The sequence below is a fragment of the Jiangella asiatica genome (assembly GCF_004349065.1).
Classification (GTDB): Bacteria; Actinomycetota; Actinomycetes; order Jiangellales; family Jiangellaceae; genus Jiangella; species Jiangella asiatica.
In genome coordinates, this window is the sequence record NZ_SMKZ01000043.1 from 20,076 (window position 1) to 37,340 (window position 17,265).

The following is a 17,265-nucleotide window of genomic DNA, read 5'->3' on the forward strand; positions in this document are numbered from 1 at the left end:
CCTGCCATGACGTCAGCGGCCGGTGAACCGTGGTGGGCGCTTCTCCGCATAGGCCGCAATGCCTTCCGCCCGGTCGGCCGAGGCGTCGACGCGCCGCTTGACCGGGTCGTAGAGGTGCCATGCCAGCGGCGGGTAGTTGAGCGGCATGTCCATGCCCCGGACCGCCAACTCCTTCGCCGCCTGCACGGCCAGCGGGGCGTTTCGCGCCAACCGATCGGCGAACTCCGCAGTGGCCCCTGAGAGCTCGGTGGCCACTACGGCCCGGTTGGCCAGTCCGATCTCGTACGCCCGGCGACCGTCGATGGACTGCCCCAGCAGAAGCATCTCCATGGCCAGGTTCTGCGGCACCTTGCGCGGCAGCGTGAAGTGGCTCGACCCGGCCGGCCAGCCGCGGGTCACCTCCGGCAGTCCGAATGAGGCGTCCTCGGCGGCGACGATGAAGTCGCAGTTCAGCGCCAGCTCGAACCCGCCGCCGAGGCAGTAGCCACGGACGCTGGCGACGATCGGCTTCCACACCCCCTGAGGGAGGTCGCCGGAGTTCATGTTCGACAGATGCCCGAACGGGTCCCGCCGTCCCGCCCGGCGGCGGTCCTCATAGGAGGCGAAGTCCGCAGCGGCCGTGGCCTCCTCCTTCAGGTCCCAGCCGGCGCAGAATGCGCGGTCGCCGGCTCCCTGGACCACGATCACCCACACGTCGTCGTCGCCGTCGGCCTCGCGGACCGCTGAGACCAGCTCGGTCTGGGTCCGCGGCCGGATGGCGTTCATGACCTCAGGCCGGTCGATCGTGAGCCACAGCACGTGGCCCTCGGCCTTTCGTTGGATGTCGGTCACCGGGGCACCCCTCTCATTCGGTTCTGTCATGTGGGTCGACGCCTGTGTTCGGGCCGGTCAATCCACGTCCTCCAGGACGGCGGACTTGCGTTCGGGGTTGCGGACGTACACCCACACGCCGCGCACGATGAGTACAATCGCCGCGATCATCAGGACGGCCGAGATTGGCCGGGTGAAGAAGATCGTGTACGCACCGTGCGACGTGGCCAGGGACTGGCGCAGCGACGACTCCACCAGCTGGGCCAGGACAGCTGCCAGCACCAAAGGGGCCAATGGGATCTCGAGTTTGCGCATGAGGTATCCGACGACGCCGAAGATGAGCATGACCCAGACGTCGAACATCGAGTTGCGGACGCTGTAGGCGCCGATGATCGAGAAGACGACGATCAGCCCGGCGAGTGCCGGGAACGGAATTTTCGCGAGCCTGGCCCAGATGCCCACTAGGGGAAGGTTGAGGATCAGCAGAACGACGTTCCCGATGTACATGCTGGCGATCAGGGCCCACAGGATGTCGGGGTGCTCGGTGAACATCCTCGGACCCGGCTGGATGCCATAGATCATGAACGCGCCGAGCAGGACCGCCATGGTGGCACCGGACGGGATTCCCAAGGCGAACAGCGGCACGAAGCCGCCACTCACCGCCGCGTTGTTGGCCCCTTCCGCAGCCGCGACTCCGGCGATCTCGCCCTTGCCGAAGTTCTTCCCTCGCTTCGAGACCCTGCGCTCGACGTCGTAGGCGATCATCGTGCTGACGACCGGGGTGCAACCCGGCAGCAGGCCGAGGAAAAAGCCGGTGACCGACGACCGCAGGGCCGGTGCAGCCGACTCCTTGAGGTCGTGGCGCGTCGGCAGCCATCGGGTGACCGCCATCTCGTAGATCCGTTTGACGTCCTTCTCGACGTTGAACAACACCTCGCCGACGGCGAACAGGCCGATGATGATCGCGACATAGTTCAGGCCGGCAGACACCGCGTCGATCCCGAACGTCAACCGCGTGCCGCCGGAGTAGGCGTCCACGCCGATGAGCGCCACCAGCATGCCCAAGGCGGCACTGGCGACACCTTTCAGCAGCGTCCGCCCCGACAGCGTGATCACCAGACTGAACGCCACCATCAACAGGGCGAAGTACTCGGGTGGCCCGAATTCGAGCGCCCACCGGGCGAGTGCCGGCGCGAAGACCGACAGCCCGACCAGCGAGATACTGCCGGCGACGAAGGACGATATCGCCGCCACAGCCAGCGCCGGCCCGGCGCGGCCCTTCTTGGCCAGCTCGTACCCGTCCAAGGCCGTGATGACCGACGTCGCCTCGCCCGGGATGTTGGCCACGATGGCCGTGGTCGACCCGCCGTACATGGCGCCGTAGTAGATCGCCGCCATCATGATGATCGCGCCGGCCGGTGGGACCACCGTGGTCAAGGGGATGAGAACGGCGATCCCAGCGGTCGGGCCGATGCCCGGCAGGACGCCGATGAGCGTGCCGAGGATCGCACCGATCACCGCGTACAGCAGGTTCTCTGGCGAGAGCGCGGCCTGGAAACCGTCCAGCAGCTCCATGGCCTACCCCCCGACCAACGAGGCGATGAGGTTGTCGACCGGCCCGGCGGGCAGCTGGACGTCCAGAAGAGCGACGAACACCAGCGAGCCGGCCACGCCGGAGGCCAGCCCCCACGCCACCGCGCGCAGGATCGAACCCCGGTCCAGCGCCCATTCGACTCCGGCCACGAACACGGCTGTCGCCACCGCCATGCCGAATCCAACCAGCACCTGGGCGTAGGCGACGAAGGCCGCCGTGGCAAGACCCACCCGCCTCCAGCCCTTGGCCGTCGGCCAGTCCAGGACGCCTCCGGCCCCCTTGTACCGCAGCGCGGCGACGATCAGTCCGAGACCGCAGACGACCAGAGCCGCGGACAGGAAGACAGGTACCGTGCGCGGGTCCAGCCGCTCGGAGAGCCCGGGCCGGCTCCTGACAGCCTGGCTCAACACCAGGGTCCCGATGACGGCGAGCCCCGCGCCCGCGGCGATGTCCGCCGTCCGTCTGGCGATGACGTTCCGCGGCTCTGCGCTGTCGTCCGGCACGGTCTCGGCCTGGTCGTCCACGCTCACTGCTCCAGCGCCTCTTCGACCAGCGGCGTGTAGATCGCCGTCTCCTCCGCGATCCGCTCCGCCGCATCGTCGGCGCCGAGCGTGAACGTCAACCCCGCCTGCTCCTCGATGGCGGCCTTGACCGACTCGTCGTTCGCCGCCGCCAGCACGGCCTCCTCGAGCTTCGCGACGATCTCGTCGGGGGTGTCGGCGGCAACACCGAGGCCGCGCTCCGTGTACTGCACGAGCTCGACGCCTTGCTCTGTGAAGGTCGGCACATCCGGGTAGTAGAAGTAGCTGTCCTCGGACGAGATCGCCAGCATGGTCCCCTCGTCCTTGTACGCGGCGAAGTCGCCGGCATCGGTGACGATGGCGTCGACCTGACCCCCCAGAAACGCCGTGATCTGCGCCGAGCCGCCTTCGAACGACACGTACTCGAACGAGGTGTCGGTCAGTTCCTGCAGCCGCAGCGTCAGCAGGTTGGAAGCGGTGAACGAGCCCGTGCCGCCGATGGTCAGCGTGCCGGGGTTCGCCCGCGCCGCCGCCAGGAGCTCGTCGAGGCTGGTGTACGGGCTGTCCGGCGGCACGACCAGGCCCAGGGCGGAACCCTGGACGATGGCGACGGTCTTTATGTCGTCCGCCGTGTACAGGGCGTCAGGAAGCAGCGGCTGGACGATGTTCTGCGGGAGACTGGAGACCGTGATCATGTAGCCGTCGGCCGAAGCGTCCGCGATGGCCTTCCAGCCCACCGCGCCGCCGGCACCCTCCATGTACTCGATGTTCACGTTCTGCCCAAGCAGTTCCTGCAGGATCGGCTGCTGGAGCCGAGCCAGCCGGTCGTTGCCGCCGCCGGGAGCGAACCCGATGAGATAGGTGATCGGCTCAGCCGGCCAGTTCGAGCTGCTGATCGCACCGTCGCCGCCGTCCGCACCCGAGTCAGTGCTGGCGCATGCGGTCAGCAACGCGCTCCCGATGAGTAAAACCGCGAGTCCTCTGATGAGTCGCATGGTTCCTCTTTCTTCCGATGCTCGAAGCCATCGGCCGGCGGGTCGCTACGATGAGCGCCCGGCGATCCGATCAATCGAAGTGGTAGGTCCCTGCGCGCCCGTCCAGCCGCACCATCTGCTCATCGGTCAGCTCGACGTGGTCGACGTCGATGTTCTGCGCGATCCGGTCGCGCGCCGACGAGCGGAAGAGGATCGACCAGGAACGCCGCAGATGCCATCGGACGATGACCTGCGCCGGTGTTGCGCCCGTCTCCGACGCCACCGCCAGCAGCACGGCATCGTCCAGTCTGGCCCGCCGGAGCGGCGTGTAGGCGCTGATCAGCACGTCACGCACAGCGAGCTCTCGGGCCACGTCGGCGTCGTACAGGAAGGGGTTCCACCGGATCTGGTTCACCACCGGCGGAACACCTGTGGCGGTGGCGATCTGGTCGATCTGTCCGACCGCGAAGTTGCTCACTCCTATGTCCGCGACCAGCCCCGCGTCACGGAGCTGGATCATCGCCTCCCAGGACGGCACTAGCCCAGGGCCCTCCACCGGCCAGTGCATGAGCCACAGGTCGAGCCTTTCAATCTGCAGCTGCTGGAGTGTGCGCTCCAACGCTTCGCGCTCGCGGCCGATGCAACGCAGAGGCAGCTTCGACGTGAGGAACAGCTCGCCCCGCGGAACCCCGGACCGGGCCAGGGCGAGCCCGAGGTCGCCCTCGTTCTCGTACGAGGTAGCGGTGTCGAAATGCCGTATCCCGGCGTCGACGGCCCACCCGATCGCCTGCTGGCCGGACTCACCGTGCAGCTGGTATGTGCCGAAACCGAGCAAGGGCAGACTCCGGCCGGAACTCAAAGTGGCCGTCAGCTCGGCGGCCGAGGAGGTAGGTGCCGGTGTCATGGCAGTACCGCCTTGGCGATGATGTTGCGCTGGATCTCGCTGGTTCCTTCGTACAGCGTTCCGAGAATCGCGTCTCGCACGTATCGCTCGACCGGGTGATCACGCAAGTAGCCGTGGCCACCGAGGATTTGCACCGCCTCGCGGGTCACGTCCACAGCGGTCTCCGAGGCGACCAGCTTGGCCATGGATGCCAGCCGGCCCGTCTCGGCCCGAGAGGCGCCGGCGTCGAATGCCTCTGCGCTGGCGTACACGAGCCGGCGGGCCGCCTCGGTTCGTGTCGCCATGTCTGCGAGCTTCCACCGGATGCCCTGGAACTGCGCGATCGGCCGGCCCGACTGGTACCGCTCCCGTGCGTACTCAGCCGCATACGACATCGCCGCGACGGCACAGCCGACCGAGGCGGCCGCCACCACCGGACGGTTGCGCTGGACAGCGTCCATCGCGGCGGCGAATCCGCCATCCTGATCGCCGACCATTCGGCGGGCCGGCACCCTCAGGCCGTCGAGCCGGATATCGCAGTTGGGCACGCCGCGGGCGCCCATCATGTCGTTGACACGTTCCACCTTCCAGCCCTGGTCGGCGGTGTCGACGACGAAGGCGCCGATTCCACCTCCGCTTTCGGCCTCGCTCGTCCGCGCGAAGACCAGGGCGAAGTCGGCCTGACTCCCCCAGGAGATGAAGCTCTTCAAACCGTCGATGACCCAGTCCCCTGCGTCGCGAACCGCACGAGTGGTCATGCGAGACGGGTCGGAGCCGGCCTCCGGCTCAGTCATGCAGATGGCGGTGAGGTGGCGGCCCGTGGCGAGGTCCGGCAGGAGCTCCGCCTTCAGTACGTCACTACCGTGCCGGGCGACTGCACCGGCCAGCGTGCCGTTCTGGTTGGCCAGCTGGGCAGCTGCCATCGAGCCTGCGGCAGCGATCTCCTCCCGGGCGATCACCGCCGACATCACGTCGCCGCCGGGGCCGCCGTATTCCACGGGCACCGGCAACTGCACGAGGCCCATGTCGGCGAAGGTGTCCACGAGACCGGACGGGATCGCGTCGCCGCGGTCGATGGCGTCGGCAATGGGGCCGACGTGTGCGGCCGCCATGCGCCGAACTGCACCCCTGAAGTCGCTGTGCTCGGAGGACACCGCTGTTTCGTCCCTTCCCGATCCGGTCGTGACAGCCCGAAGGTAGGAAATTTCAGCGGGGTAAAATAGCGGCGCGATGACATTTCGCCGGGGTGAACCCCGGCACCCATCAATCCGCCAGATCCATCATTTCCCGCAGTCCTGCCAGGTCGATCAGCTCGACGTGCCGTGAACGGATCCGGAGCAGTCCCTGGTCAGTGAGCTTCGCGAGTACGCCGGTGACCGTCTGCCGCGTGAGGTGACACAGCCGCCCGATCTGCTCATGGGTGAGCTTCACGACAGGCACGTCCTCGCTGGCCTCCGACGAGACGACAGCGAACCGTTCCAACGCAGCGACGACCCTGCGCTCGGCCGACGTGCCCATGAGCTGCGGCTTGCGCTCCGCCAGGGTCATGTTGCGGTAAAGCACCATGCTGAGCATGGCCCGGGTAACGCCCGGGTCCCGATCGAGCAGCCCCATGAACGGCTGGGCGGGGACAACCCAGATCACGGTGTCCGCAAGCGCGGTGGCGTTGAACGTCCGCGGCTTGCCCAGCAGCAGATCGGCGAATCCAAATGCCTCGTCGTTGAAATGGACGACGTGGGTCACCTCTCGGCCCGACGAGCTCGATCGGGCCAGCTCGACGCAGCCGCTTTTCACGGCGAACGCCGCCGTAGCCGGATCGCCCTGCAGGTAGATGGATTCGCGACGCGCGGCACGCCGCTCGAAACCGACGTCCGCGAACGCCTTGGCGATGGTTGCCCGCCACTCGGCTTCAGTGGCCGATCCGTGCCTTGGGCCGGCCGTGCGAGTCAGCATGCGTCCGTCCACCTCACCACACCCAGTGTGACCCGCGTTCACGATACGCCCGGCAATCCGATGACGTGCGTCATCGCTGAGCCGTCGAGGTCAGTTGCTTCGGCTGCCCGGGACAACGACGTCTCCCTCCGTCGCTCATATGGCCGACGACGGTGTCCGCGCCCGGCCGTCCTTGGCGATGAGCTCGGCCTCCATGACGATGTGCTGCGGCGTGGTCGGGCTGGCCAGCCGCTCGATCAGCAGCTCGGCGGCCTTCTGCCCGATGAGGTAGCCGGGCTGGCGGACCATGGAGAGGTGCGGATGTAGTTCCAGGGCCCATGGCAGCTCGTCGAAGCTGACCACGTTGACGTCGTCGGGGATGCTGACACCACGACTCTGCAGCGCTCGCAGCGTCCCGACGATCATGCGGTTGTTCGTGACCAGCAATGCGTCGGGCCGGTCGGCGAGGTCCATCAGGCGGTTGGTCGCCTCGTAGCCGCCGGACTCGCGGTAGTTGGAGTAGATCGCGAGCTCGGGGTCGACTGGGCGCCCGGCCTCGTGCAGCGCGCGCATGTAGCCGTCGAGGCGATCGCTGGCAGTCGCGTTGTCGCTCGGGCCCGTGATGCAGGCGATCCGGCGCGCCCCGCCGGCCAGCAGGTGCCGGGTGGCCATGGCCGCGGCCGCCCGGTTGTCGACGAGGACGGAGCCGGCGGCCTGCTCCAGCGGCATGTCGACGGCGACCACCGGGATCCCGCGGGCCACCAGGGCGCCGATGTCGGTGTTCTGCGCCGACGCCGGGCTGATGACGACTCCGGATGCGTTCTGGTCGGCGACGACGCGCAGGTACTCGCGCTCCTTGTCGATGTCGCGGTCGGCGTTGCACAGGATCACCGAGTAGCCCTTGAGACGGGCGGCGTCCTCCACGCCCCGGCACACGGCGGTGTAGAACGGGTTCTCGATGTCGGTGACGACGAGTGCGAGCACCTGGCTGACCTGCCGCCGCAGGCCGCGGGCCACCAGGTTGGGGCGGTAGTCGAGTTGCCGTACGGCGTCCAGCACGCGCTGGCGGGTGGCGGGGTCGACCTCCGCCGACCCCGTGAGGACGCGCGAGACCGTCGCTGAGGACACGCCCGCCGCCCTCGAGACGTCCCGCATGGTCACCATGACTGCACCAGCTTCGGATCGGATCGGCCGGCTCCGCGCGCCGGCCGGTGCGCTGTCCCTGCCCGGGCCACGGGAATTCTAGTTGGCCGTTGCATCTTTTCCGGCCAGCCAGGTTACGAGCTGCGACCAGAACCGCGCGTAGTGCGGCCAGGCCATGAAGGCCGGGCTGCCCCAGTGCGGTGAGCAGTCCGACGCGAACGCCGCGGTACGCCCGGCACCGTGCGCGCCGACAACGAGGAGCGGGTCGCCGTCCGCGCTGAGCAGCACGCCGTCACCGGCCCTGACCCGGTTGTAGCCGAGGAAGTACGGCCAGTCCGTGACGCCGTCGAGCACCGCGTGATCCCGCTCGACCACCGGAACGACACCCTCCGGCGCCTCCACGCGGTCATCATGGTGGGCGATGGTGACCGGCAGGGCCGCCGCCAGCGCCGTCGCCGCGTACCGCGCGCGGCCCTCGAACCCGGCGAACGACATGTACCCGCCGACCATCAACAGGCCACCGCCGCCGTGGATGTACTCGGTGAGCTCCCGGAGCCGGTTCGGACGGCGCTCGCCTTGGACGAAGACCGCACGCGGCAGCAGCAGCGAATCAGCCGGCAGGTCGCTGAGCACGACGACGTCGTACGCCGTCGCCAACTCGGCCGCGGTGTACGGGAACTCCTCGACCACCCGGTGGTTCGGCAGGTACGTGACGTCGTGGCCGGCCCTACCCAGCACCTCGATCAGCTGGTCGGCGCCCTCTTCGTAGCCGGCGGTCGTGTAGGCGCTGGCGCCCTTGGTGTGCACGGCGTAGGTGTTCCAGCTCTCGCCGGCCAGCAGCACTCGTACCGTCATGTCATCGGTTCCTCTCTCAGGGTGATGCCGGGGTTCGGCAGGAAGCGCTCCAGCGCCGCGGCATGCGCTGACACCTCGCGCAGTTCGACCGCCTCGTCGGCACGGTGCACGCGGCGGATGTCGCCGGGGCCGCAGATGAGCGTCGGCGTGCCCAGCACGCCGTCGAGAAGGCGCCCGTCGGACCCGGCGTGGAATCCGATGTGAGCCCTCGCGTTGCGGCCGAGCGACGTGTTGAGCGCGGCGACTGCGGGCAGCGACGGGTCGGTCTGGAACGGGCGCACGTCGTGCAGCTCACGCAGCTCGACGCCGGCCTGTGGATCCTGGCGGGCCCGCCACTTGACGACGATCTCGTCGACGTCAGCCACCAGCGTCGACGCGTCGGCCGGGTGGTAGGTGAAGCACACCTCCAGCAGGCATTCGGCGGCCACCGTCGTGGCGCCGGTGCCGCCGCCGATGCGGCCGATGTTCACTGAAGCGGGAGGGAGCAGCGGGTGCGAAGTCCGGTCCGGCCGGTCGACCCAGCTCATCAGCTCACCGGCCAGGTCGAGCGCGAGCTCCACCGCATTGAGCCCGAGGTGCTTGCTGTTGGCGTGCGCCTCGACCCCGGTCACGCGCAGCGCTAGCGCCCGGCTGCCCACCTGTGCCGTCGCCACCGCCAGCGACGTGGGCTCGCAGACGACGGCGAGGTCCGGCCGACGCCCAGCGCGGAGCAGCTCGTCGACGCAGGCCAGCGTGCCGGTGCCGCCGCCGGCCTCCTCGTCCGGGACCACCTGGACCTCGACCAGCCCGGTCAGATGTCCGGTGCCGGCCGCGCGCGCCGCGCCGGCGATCGCCGCGACCAGCCCGGCCTTCATGTCCGCCGAGCCCAGCCCGTTCAGCCAGCCGTCGACGATCCGTGGCTCCAGTGGCGGGACCCGCCAGGCGCCGGCCGGCTCGACGGTGTCGACGTGACCGTTCAGCACGACGAACGGTCGCGCGCCGTCGGCTCCCCAGCTGCCGACGACGGCGTACATGTCGGCCGCTGCCGTCGGCGACTCGAAGCCGTAGCCGTCACGCAGCCGGTCGCGGTCGACGGGGACCCGGCGCACCCGGCCGCCCGCCTCGATCATCAGACGCTCCACCTCTTCCAGGGCCGGCCGCTCGCCCCCGGACGGGGAGCTGATGGCGACGAGGCGCTCGAGGGCCGATTTGATCCACTCGTCGTCCACGATCACTTGCGCGTCCTGTTGCGCAACCGGTCAAGCAGCACGGCGAGGATGATGATCACCCCGGAGAGGATCTGGATGACGAACGAGTTCACACCGAGCAGGTTGAGCCCGTTCTGCAGCACCGCCAGGATCAGCGCGCCGAAGAACGTGCCGAAGACGCTGCCGCGGCCGCCGAACAGACTGGCGCCGCCGATGATCACCGCCGCGATCGCGTCCAGCTCCAATCCCTGCGCCGACGTCGGCAGCCCGGCGCCGAGCCGTCCCAGCAGCACGACGGCGGCCAGCCCGCACAGCGCCCCACTGACCACGAAGACGAAGAACTTGGTGCGAGCGACGGCGACGCCGGCGATGTGCGACGACGTCTCGTTGCCGCCGACGGCGTACACGTGCCTGCCGGCGACGGACTTTGCCAGCACGATCGCGACGACCGCGAAGACGACCGCGGTCACGATCAGCGCCACGGGGATCCGGCCGACGGTCCCGAACCCGAGGTAGCGCGCGTCGTCCTGCACCCCAGAGATCGGATACCCGTCGGTGTACGTCAGCGCGGCGCCGCGGACCACGGTCATCATGCCCAGCGTCACGATGAACGCGTTGATCTTCGCCCAGGCGACCAGGGCACCGTTCACCGCGCCGATCAGGGCGCCGAGAGCGACCACGCCGGCCACCGTGAGAACGCCGCCCACGCCGTGCGTGGCGCTCAAACTGGCTCCGACGACCGCGCAGAGCGCGACCGTCGACCCGACCGACAGGTCGATGTTGGCCGAGATGATCACAAGGGTCATACCGCACGCGACGATGATCAGCACCGCCGCCTGCCGGCCCACGTTGAGCAGGTTGCTGGTGGTCAGGAACTGCGGTTCGAGGATCGCGAAGACAGTGACGATGATCAGCAGCGCGACCAGCGCCGTCCCGCCGAACGCGTCGCTCTTGCTCAGTACTGTCCGGAGTCCGGACCGACGCGCGGTGTCCTGGTCGCTGGTGCGTGTGGCTGTGGCGGTCATGCCGCTGCCACCATGGCGCGGAGGACGGCTTCACGGTTCATGTCTGATCCCTTCATCTCTGCCACCGACGCGCCCGCGCGCAGCACGACGACGCGGTCGGCCAGGCCGAGGATCTCGGTCAGGTCGGAGGAGACGACCAGGCAGGCACCGCCCGCTGCGGCGTAGTCGTCGAGCAGCTTGTAGAACTCGCCCCGGGCGCCGACGTCGATGCCGACGGTGGGCTCGTCGATGAGCAGCAGCCGCGTGCTGCGCGCCAGCCAGCGGCCGAGCACGACCTTCTGCTGGTTGCCGCCGCTCAGGGTGCCGACGGGCACGCCGCGCGACGACGTCTTCACCTGCAGCGAGCGGATGGTCGCGTCGACGGTGGTGTTCTGGCGGCGGGTGGCGATCAGCCCGGCGCTCGCGAGCGGCCGCTCGTTGCCGAGCACCACGTTGTCGGAGACGCTCAGGTCGAGCACCAGGCCTTGACCCTTGCGGTCCTCGGTGACGAAGCCGATGCCGGCGGCGATCGAATGCCGGGGCGAGCGCGGCCGGAACGGCCGGCCGTCGAGCAGGATCTGGCCGCCGTCGACGGGGTCGAGCCCGAAGACGGCGCGCAGCAGTTCGGTGCGGCCGGAACCGACCAGGCCGGCGACACCGACGATCTCACCGGGCGACACGCTCACGCTCACGCCGCGCAGGTGCGGCGAGCGCAGGTCGCGCACGTCCAGCACGGTCTCGGCACCGATTCGCCGGGTGCGCGGGAAGCCGGAGTCGAGCGACCGGCCGATCATGTGCCGGACGACGGTCTGGACGTCCCACCCGCTGCGCTCGTGCGCGACCACGGCGCCGTCGCGCAAGACGGTGACCTCGTCGCTCAGCGCGAGCGCATCCCCGAGGTCGTGGCTGATGTAGACGACGGCGATGCCCTGGTCGCGCAGGTCGCGGACGAGATCGAACAGCACCTCGCGTTCCGGCGGCGTCAGAGAGGTCGTCGGCTCGTCGAAGATGATCAAGCGGGCGTCGCGACCGATGGCGCGCGCGATCTCGATGGTCTGTTGGGCGGCCGGCCCGACATCGCCGACGAAGGCGCCGGGCGAGACGTCCAGCCGGACGCGGCCGAGCAGCTCGCGCGCCTTCGCCTCCCAGGTCCTGCGCCGGAAGCGGGCCCAGGCGCGTCCGAGGTGGCCCAGGAACAGGTTCTCGGCGACGGTGAGCTCGTCGACCAGCGTGCGGTGCTGGTGTACGACGGCGACACCCGCGGCCTCGGCGTCCGCCGGCGAGTGCAGCCTCACGCGCTGCCCATCGACGACGATGGCGCCCTCGTCCGGCTGGTAGATGCCGCTGATCATCTTGACGATGGTGGACTTGCCGGCGCCGTTCTCCCCGAGCAGGGCGTGCACCCTGCCCGGGAAGAAGGCGATGCTGGCCTTGCGTGTCGCGGTGACGCCCGGGAACCGCTTCGTCACCTCCCGCAGTTCCAGCAGGGGTGTGGTTTCGGTCATGGTCGGCGCGTTCCTACTGGGCGTACTCGGTGTGGTTGGTGTCGTCGACCAGCGTCACCGGCACCGGGATGTCCGCGTCGACGTCCTCGCCGTTCAGAACGGCCAGCGCGGTGCGGGTGACGGTACGGCCCATCTCGACCGGGTCCTGCGCGACGGTGGCCTTGAACGCGGAGTCGCCGGAGGCGATCTCGGCGATGCCCTCGCTACTGGCGTCGAAGCCGATGATGCTGATGGTGTCCTCGCGGCCAGCGGCGATCACCGCTTGCAGGGCTCCGAGCGCCATCTCGTCGTTGACGGCGAAGATGCCGGTCACGCCCGGGTGCGCCTGCAGCAGGTCCTCGGCCACCGCCTGTGCCTGCTCGCGCTCGGAGTCACCGCTCTGGCTGGCCACGACGGAGATGCCGGGCGCGACCTCGGCGAGCCGGTCGGTGAACCCCGTCTCGCGGTCGACGACGGAGGTGATGGCGGGGTTGTTGATGACCACGACCTCGCCGGCGCCGCCGAGCAGTTCGTTCATCTTGTCGGCCGCGACGGCGCCGCCTTCGTGGTTGTCGGAGGCGATGTGCGCGATCTGACCCACGTCGGCGGTGATGGCGATGTCGACGGTGATCAGCGGGATGCCCGCGTCGGTGACCATGCGGCCGGCTGCCTCGGCGGCGTCGGAGTCGATCGGGACCATGGTGACCAGGTCGACGCCGGAGGAGACGAAGTCCTCGATCTCGGCGGTCTGCGCCGCGAGGTCGCCGTTCGGGTCCTGGAACCGATACTCGATCTCGCCGGCGGCCTCTTCGTCCATGCCGGTCTCGATGTCCTGGTAGAACTCGAAGCTGCGGCTGTACGTCGTGGCGCCCACGGTGTGGCCGGCGCCTTCGCCGCTGCCGCCCTCGCCGGCGGAGCAACCCACGAGCGCGAGCACGCTCACGCCGGCTCCGATGATCAGTGGTGCGAATCTCATGCTGTGCTTCCTCTCGGAAGTGGATCGGTCGTAGTCGGCTGCGGATGCACGGAGCGCCGTCGGCCCTCCCGACTCGGTCTCGAGCAAGCATGTAATCGATTACACGGCCGAGGTTAGGTGCGCACACGCTCACATCGTCAAGAGGCTCGCGACGGCCGTTACCGCTTCGTTATCTTGGTCCACCGCTCATCGGACCCGGGGTGTGGCGCTCGCGGGGAGGCGGGCGTGCAGACGCGGGTCCGGCCCGACCCGCTCCCCCGCGGCGGGCCAGACGGAGCCACTGAGCGGCCTTCCGCATTGACACTTCCGGGCCCGCGTGCTTGTATGTGGGACCGGTCCACGAAATCGCCTTGGCGTATGCGGCACACACCGCCGGTCACCGATGTACGACGGGAGGCCACCCTGCTGATCATGGCCTTCATTCCGCCACAAGTCATCCACTTCCAAGAACTGTCATCATTTGCCCATATGGGACCGGTCCACGAAGGGAATATCGAGAATGCAGCGTGGCATCTACTTCGACGGGTGGTATCGCGGGCATCACTGTTATCACCCGAGCCTCCCGCAGCGGCGGCTGTCACAGGTGCGTGACCTCGAGCGCTACCGCGCGACCATGCTGGTCTGGTCCGCGATGGGCGGCGGTTCGATCTCGCTGCCGTACCTCGAGCAGGAGATCGACGGGCCGGTGTCGCCGCGCGACCGGTTCTACGGCGGCCTGACCGACCGCGAGTTCATCGCCGAGTGTGGCCAGCGCGGCATCGACGTCTACGGGATCGTCTTCGAGGCGCAAGGCTGGGAGTTCGGCGTCGAGTTGAACGAGGACGAGACGGAGATCCTGGCTTTCAACGAGCTGCGCGGCACCGGCCGGCGCGCCACCCTCGGGCTGCGTGAGTTCACCCAGAACCGCTACCCCGGGCTGTGGCGGCCGTTCGAGGACTACTTCCCCGAGGGCCTGGTCAACAGCGCCGGCGAGAAAGTCACCGACCTCATCGAGGAGTGCGTCGCCCGCGGTCTGGACGGCACGCCGTACCACGCACGCTGGGTCGAGTCGCCGGATGCGGACCAGGAGTGCTTCTACATGGACCGGAACAACCCGGTCTGGCGCGAGTACCTCAAAGCGATCATCCGGCTGCAGATCGACTCCGGTGTCCACGGCGTGCAGCTGGACGAGACGTCGACGCCGCTGGGCACCATGCAGTACGGCGCCTGTTTCACCCGTGACTGCGTCCTCGGGTTCCGCGAGCATCTGAAGTCCCTCGACGCAGACGCCCTGGCCCAGGCGACCGGCGGCGAGCACCTGGACCTGCAGACGTTCGACTATGCCGAGTACCTGCGCGCCCTCGGCGCGGACCCGCTGGTCACCAAGGCCGACACCCCGCTGTTCCTGGCCTACTTCGACTACATGCGCAAGTCGGTCAACGAGACGTTCAACGAGCTGGCCGACTACGCCCGCGAGTACGCGCGGTCGCAGGGCCGCACCGTCAAGGTCAGCGGCAACATCTACAACATGTTCCCGTACTTCAACGGGATCATCGATCACGTCGACGTCGTCATCAGCGAGACCCGCAACCTCACCTACAGGCAGCCCGAGTGGTACCGCAACTCCCTCGGTATGGCGCTCGGCCGCGAGTTGGTCGTCGTCGAGAACCCGTACGGCGGCGTCATCCAAAAGCTGGTCCGCGACCTCGACGAGGGTCACGGCCACGACGCCGCCCGGCTGCTGGCCTACGAGGCCGCGGCCATGGGCGCCAACATGACACTGCCCTACGGCGCGTGGATGGGCTCGATCGTCCAGGACAGCTTCTCGCTGCCGGACCGGCTCGCCACGGAGATCCAGTCCTACCTGGAGGAGATCGACGCCGTCACGTCGCAGCACTCCACCAACCCGATCGGCGTGCTGTACGACATCGCGGCCAACTGCGAGATCGCTCTGCGCCGCGAGATCTTCGCCGACAACCGCTTCAACATGACCGAGGACCCGGTCGCGGCGCCGTACTGGGAGCTGCTGCGCACGCTGTCCGAGCGGCGGCTGTGCTACGACGCGGTCCCGGCCAACGACAGCCTCGTGCCGGCCTGGAGGTTCACGGTCGCGGACCTGCGGCGCTACCGCGCGCTCGCCTTGGCCGGCTGCACCGCCCTGGAGCCGTGGGCGCACGGCGTCCTCGACGAGTACGTCGCCGCCGGCGGCCATGTGGTCGTCGTCGGGACCTCGAACTGGACCTCTGCGGCGCCCGGCGTCGCGCACGTGGACACGCCGGCGGCGGCCGCCGAGCTGCTCCGGCAGTACCAGCCGTTCACGGTCTCGACCGCCTTCTCGGTCGGGGTCAACACGCACCGGGTCGACGACGGCAGCCTCGTCCTCCACCTGGTCAACTACGAGCTCGACGAGGCGGTCGCCGAGCTGCGCCCCATCCGGGACCTGGAGGTGGAGCTCACCTCGCCGGCCGGCGAGGTGAGTTTCCGCTCCCCCGGCACGCCCGTCATCCGGCTGTGGCCGCAGCGCCTCGACGGCGACCGTGTCCGCGTCGTCCTGCCGGAGATCACCAGCCACGCGGTGCTGCAGGCCACTCTGGGCGCCTGAGCGCACCCCGACCAATGGAGGTCACAGAATCATGAGCGTTCTCCCTCATCACCGACGGCACCTGGCCGTCGGTGCCGCCCTCACGGCCCTCGTCCTAACCGGTTGCGGCGCGCTCGGCGGCGCCAGCGACTCCGCCTCGAGCGGCGAGCTGTCCATGTGGACGGAGTGGTCCGGCGGCTACCAGGCGTCGGCCGACGCACTGTTCGCCGAGTTCGAGGAGAAGAACCCGGACATCGCCGTGGCACACCGGGCGATCGGCAACGAGGACTTTTTCACCGCGGTGCGCACCGGGCTGTCCGGCAACACACCGCCCGACGTCATCCAGTTCGAGGGCTACCAGCAGACCCGCGACTTCGCCGGAGCCGGCCAGCTGCTCGACGTCACGGACATCTGGGAAGACGTCAAGGACCAGTACCTGCTCTCGGACAGCCTGGTCTCCGCCTGCGAGGTGGACGGCAAGGTCTACTGCCTGCCGTGGAGCCTCTCCACCGTCAACCAGGTCTTCTACGACCCCACGTTGCTGGAGCAGGCCGGAGTCGAACCCCCCACGACCATGGAGGAGCTCGTCGCCGCCGGCGAGACGCTGAAGGACGCCGGGATCACTCCGATCGCGCTCGGCGCCAAGGACGGCTGGCCCGCCAACCACTGGTTCAACGTCTTCGTCGGCCACCGCTGCGGCTACGACGTCGTCTACCAGGCGATCAACCAGGATGGCGCGGCGTGGACCGACGACTGCTTCGTCCAGGCCGCCACGGACCTGGAGAACCTGGCGAGCCAGGGGATGTTCAACGAAGGAGTCGCCAGCTCCGACTACGACGCCATGACGGCGCTGTTCCTCTCCGGCCGCACGGCGATGATGAACACCGGCCAGTGGTTCGTCAGCTCCTGGACCGACTCCCCGCCGCCGTTCGACGTCGGCATCGTCCCGTTTCCGGCGTGGTCCGACGCGGCGTTCCCGAACGTCATCCAAGGCACCGTCGGCCACACCATCGGGATCTCCTCGCAGACCGACCACGAGGAGGACGCCAAGGCGCTGCTGCGCTACTTCACCACCCCCGAGGCCGGCCGGATCTGGGCCGAGGGCGGCAACCTGTCGCCGATCGACGGGGTCACCGATCAGTACGGCACCGACGCGATCAAGCAGGTCTTCGAGGCCTTCACCTCGGCCGAGGCGTTCCTGCCCTTCCTGGAGAACGAGCTGCCGCCGGCGGTCGGCGAGGACGCGCTGTACAACGGCGCCGCCGCCGTCGCGGCCGGGAACCTGACCGGTCAGGAGTGGATGCAGCAGGTCCAGGCAGCGGCCGAAGCGGCCGCCGGCTAG

The 17,265-nt window shown here is 69.0% G+C and carries 15 protein-coding genes; 2 read left to right on the forward strand and 13 right to left on the reverse strand.

What is annotated here, in order from left to right; all coding sequences use genetic code 11:
- Positions 1-12: 12 nt before the first annotated feature.
- The 13 genes from E1269_RS23620 to E1269_RS23680 all read right to left on the reverse strand — a co-directional run bounded on the left by E1269_RS23620 (position 13) and on the right by E1269_RS23680 (position 13,363).
- Positions 13-831, reverse strand: coding sequence for an enoyl-CoA hydratase-related protein (locus E1269_RS23620; protein ID WP_162606596.1), 819 nt, complete (start codon positions 829-831; stop codon positions 13-15).
- Positions 832-888: 57 nt separating this feature from the next.
- Complete coding sequence (locus E1269_RS23625; RefSeq protein ID WP_131899183.1) at positions 889-2,385, reverse strand: tripartite tricarboxylate transporter permease; 1,497 nt, start codon at positions 2,383-2,385, stop codon at positions 889-891.
- A gap of 3 nt (positions 2,386-2,388) precedes the next feature.
- Entirely contained in the window at positions 2,389-2,928 is a 540-nt protein-coding gene (locus E1269_RS23630; protein ID WP_162606597.1) for a tripartite tricarboxylate transporter TctB family protein, read from the reverse strand.
- A 2-nt stretch (positions 2,929-2,930) separates the two neighbouring features.
- The gene (locus E1269_RS23635; RefSeq protein ID WP_131899187.1) at positions 2,931-3,920 is read right to left on the reverse strand and encodes a tripartite tricarboxylate transporter substrate binding protein; all 990 of its coding nucleotides are present in this window, start codon (positions 3,918-3,920) and stop codon (positions 2,931-2,933) included.
- Positions 3,921-3,990: 70 nt separating this feature from the next.
- Positions 3,991-4,803, reverse strand: coding sequence for an aldo/keto reductase family protein (locus E1269_RS23640; protein ID WP_131899189.1), 813 nt, complete (start codon positions 4,801-4,803; stop codon positions 3,991-3,993).
- Positions 4,800-5,936 (reverse strand): acyl-CoA dehydrogenase family protein, encoded by a 1,137-nt coding sequence (locus E1269_RS23645; RefSeq protein ID WP_275264628.1) that lies wholly within the window; start codon positions 5,934-5,936, stop codon positions 4,800-4,802. Before E1269_RS23645 ends, E1269_RS23640 begins: the two co-directional genes overlap by 4 nt.
- 109 nt (positions 5,937-6,045) lie before the next feature.
- The gene (locus E1269_RS23650) at positions 6,046-6,735 is read right to left on the reverse strand and encodes a Crp/Fnr family transcriptional regulator (protein ID WP_131899193.1); all 690 of its coding nucleotides are present in this window, start codon (positions 6,733-6,735) and stop codon (positions 6,046-6,048) included.
- Between the two features lie 135 nt (positions 6,736-6,870).
- Entirely contained in the window at positions 6,871-7,878 is a 1,008-nt protein-coding gene (locus tag E1269_RS23655) for a LacI family DNA-binding transcriptional regulator (RefSeq protein WP_131899195.1), read from the reverse strand.
- A 78-nt stretch (positions 7,879-7,956) separates the two neighbouring features.
- Complete coding sequence (locus E1269_RS23660) at positions 7,957-8,712, reverse strand: glutamine amidotransferase (RefSeq protein ID WP_131899197.1); 756 nt, start codon at positions 8,710-8,712, stop codon at positions 7,957-7,959.
- A complete protein-coding gene (locus tag E1269_RS23665; RefSeq protein ID WP_131899199.1) occupies positions 8,709-9,926 on the reverse strand; it encodes a M20 family metallopeptidase in 1,218 nt (405 codons plus the stop codon). The genes E1269_RS23660 and E1269_RS23665 overlap by 4 nt, the downstream gene beginning before the upstream one ends.
- Positions 9,923-10,924: an ABC transporter permease gene (locus E1269_RS23670; RefSeq protein ID WP_131899201.1), complete on the reverse strand. Its 1,002-nt coding sequence runs from the start codon at positions 10,922-10,924 to the stop codon at positions 9,923-9,925. Before E1269_RS23670 ends, E1269_RS23665 begins: the two co-directional genes overlap by 4 nt.
- Positions 10,921-12,408: a sugar ABC transporter ATP-binding protein gene (locus tag E1269_RS23675; protein WP_131899203.1), complete on the reverse strand. Its 1,488-nt coding sequence runs from the start codon at positions 12,406-12,408 to the stop codon at positions 10,921-10,923. Before E1269_RS23675 ends, E1269_RS23670 begins: the two co-directional genes overlap by 4 nt.
- A 13-nt stretch (positions 12,409-12,421) precedes the next feature.
- Positions 12,422-13,363 (reverse strand): substrate-binding domain-containing protein, encoded by a 942-nt coding sequence (locus tag E1269_RS23680; RefSeq protein ID WP_131899205.1) that lies wholly within the window; start codon positions 13,361-13,363, stop codon positions 12,422-12,424.
- Between the two features lie 499 nt (positions 13,364-13,862).
- Here E1269_RS23680 and E1269_RS23685 point away from each other — a divergent pair, with 499 nt between their 5' ends.
- The gene (locus tag E1269_RS23685; RefSeq protein ID WP_131899207.1) at positions 13,863-15,944 is read left to right on the forward strand and encodes a hypothetical protein; all 2,082 of its coding nucleotides are present in this window, start codon (positions 13,863-13,865) and stop codon (positions 15,942-15,944) included.
- A 31-nt stretch (positions 15,945-15,975) separates the two neighbouring features.
- Positions 15,976-17,265, forward strand: a complete 1,290-nt coding sequence (locus tag E1269_RS23690) for an ABC transporter substrate-binding protein (protein ID WP_131899209.1) — start codon at positions 15,976-15,978, stop codon at positions 17,263-17,265.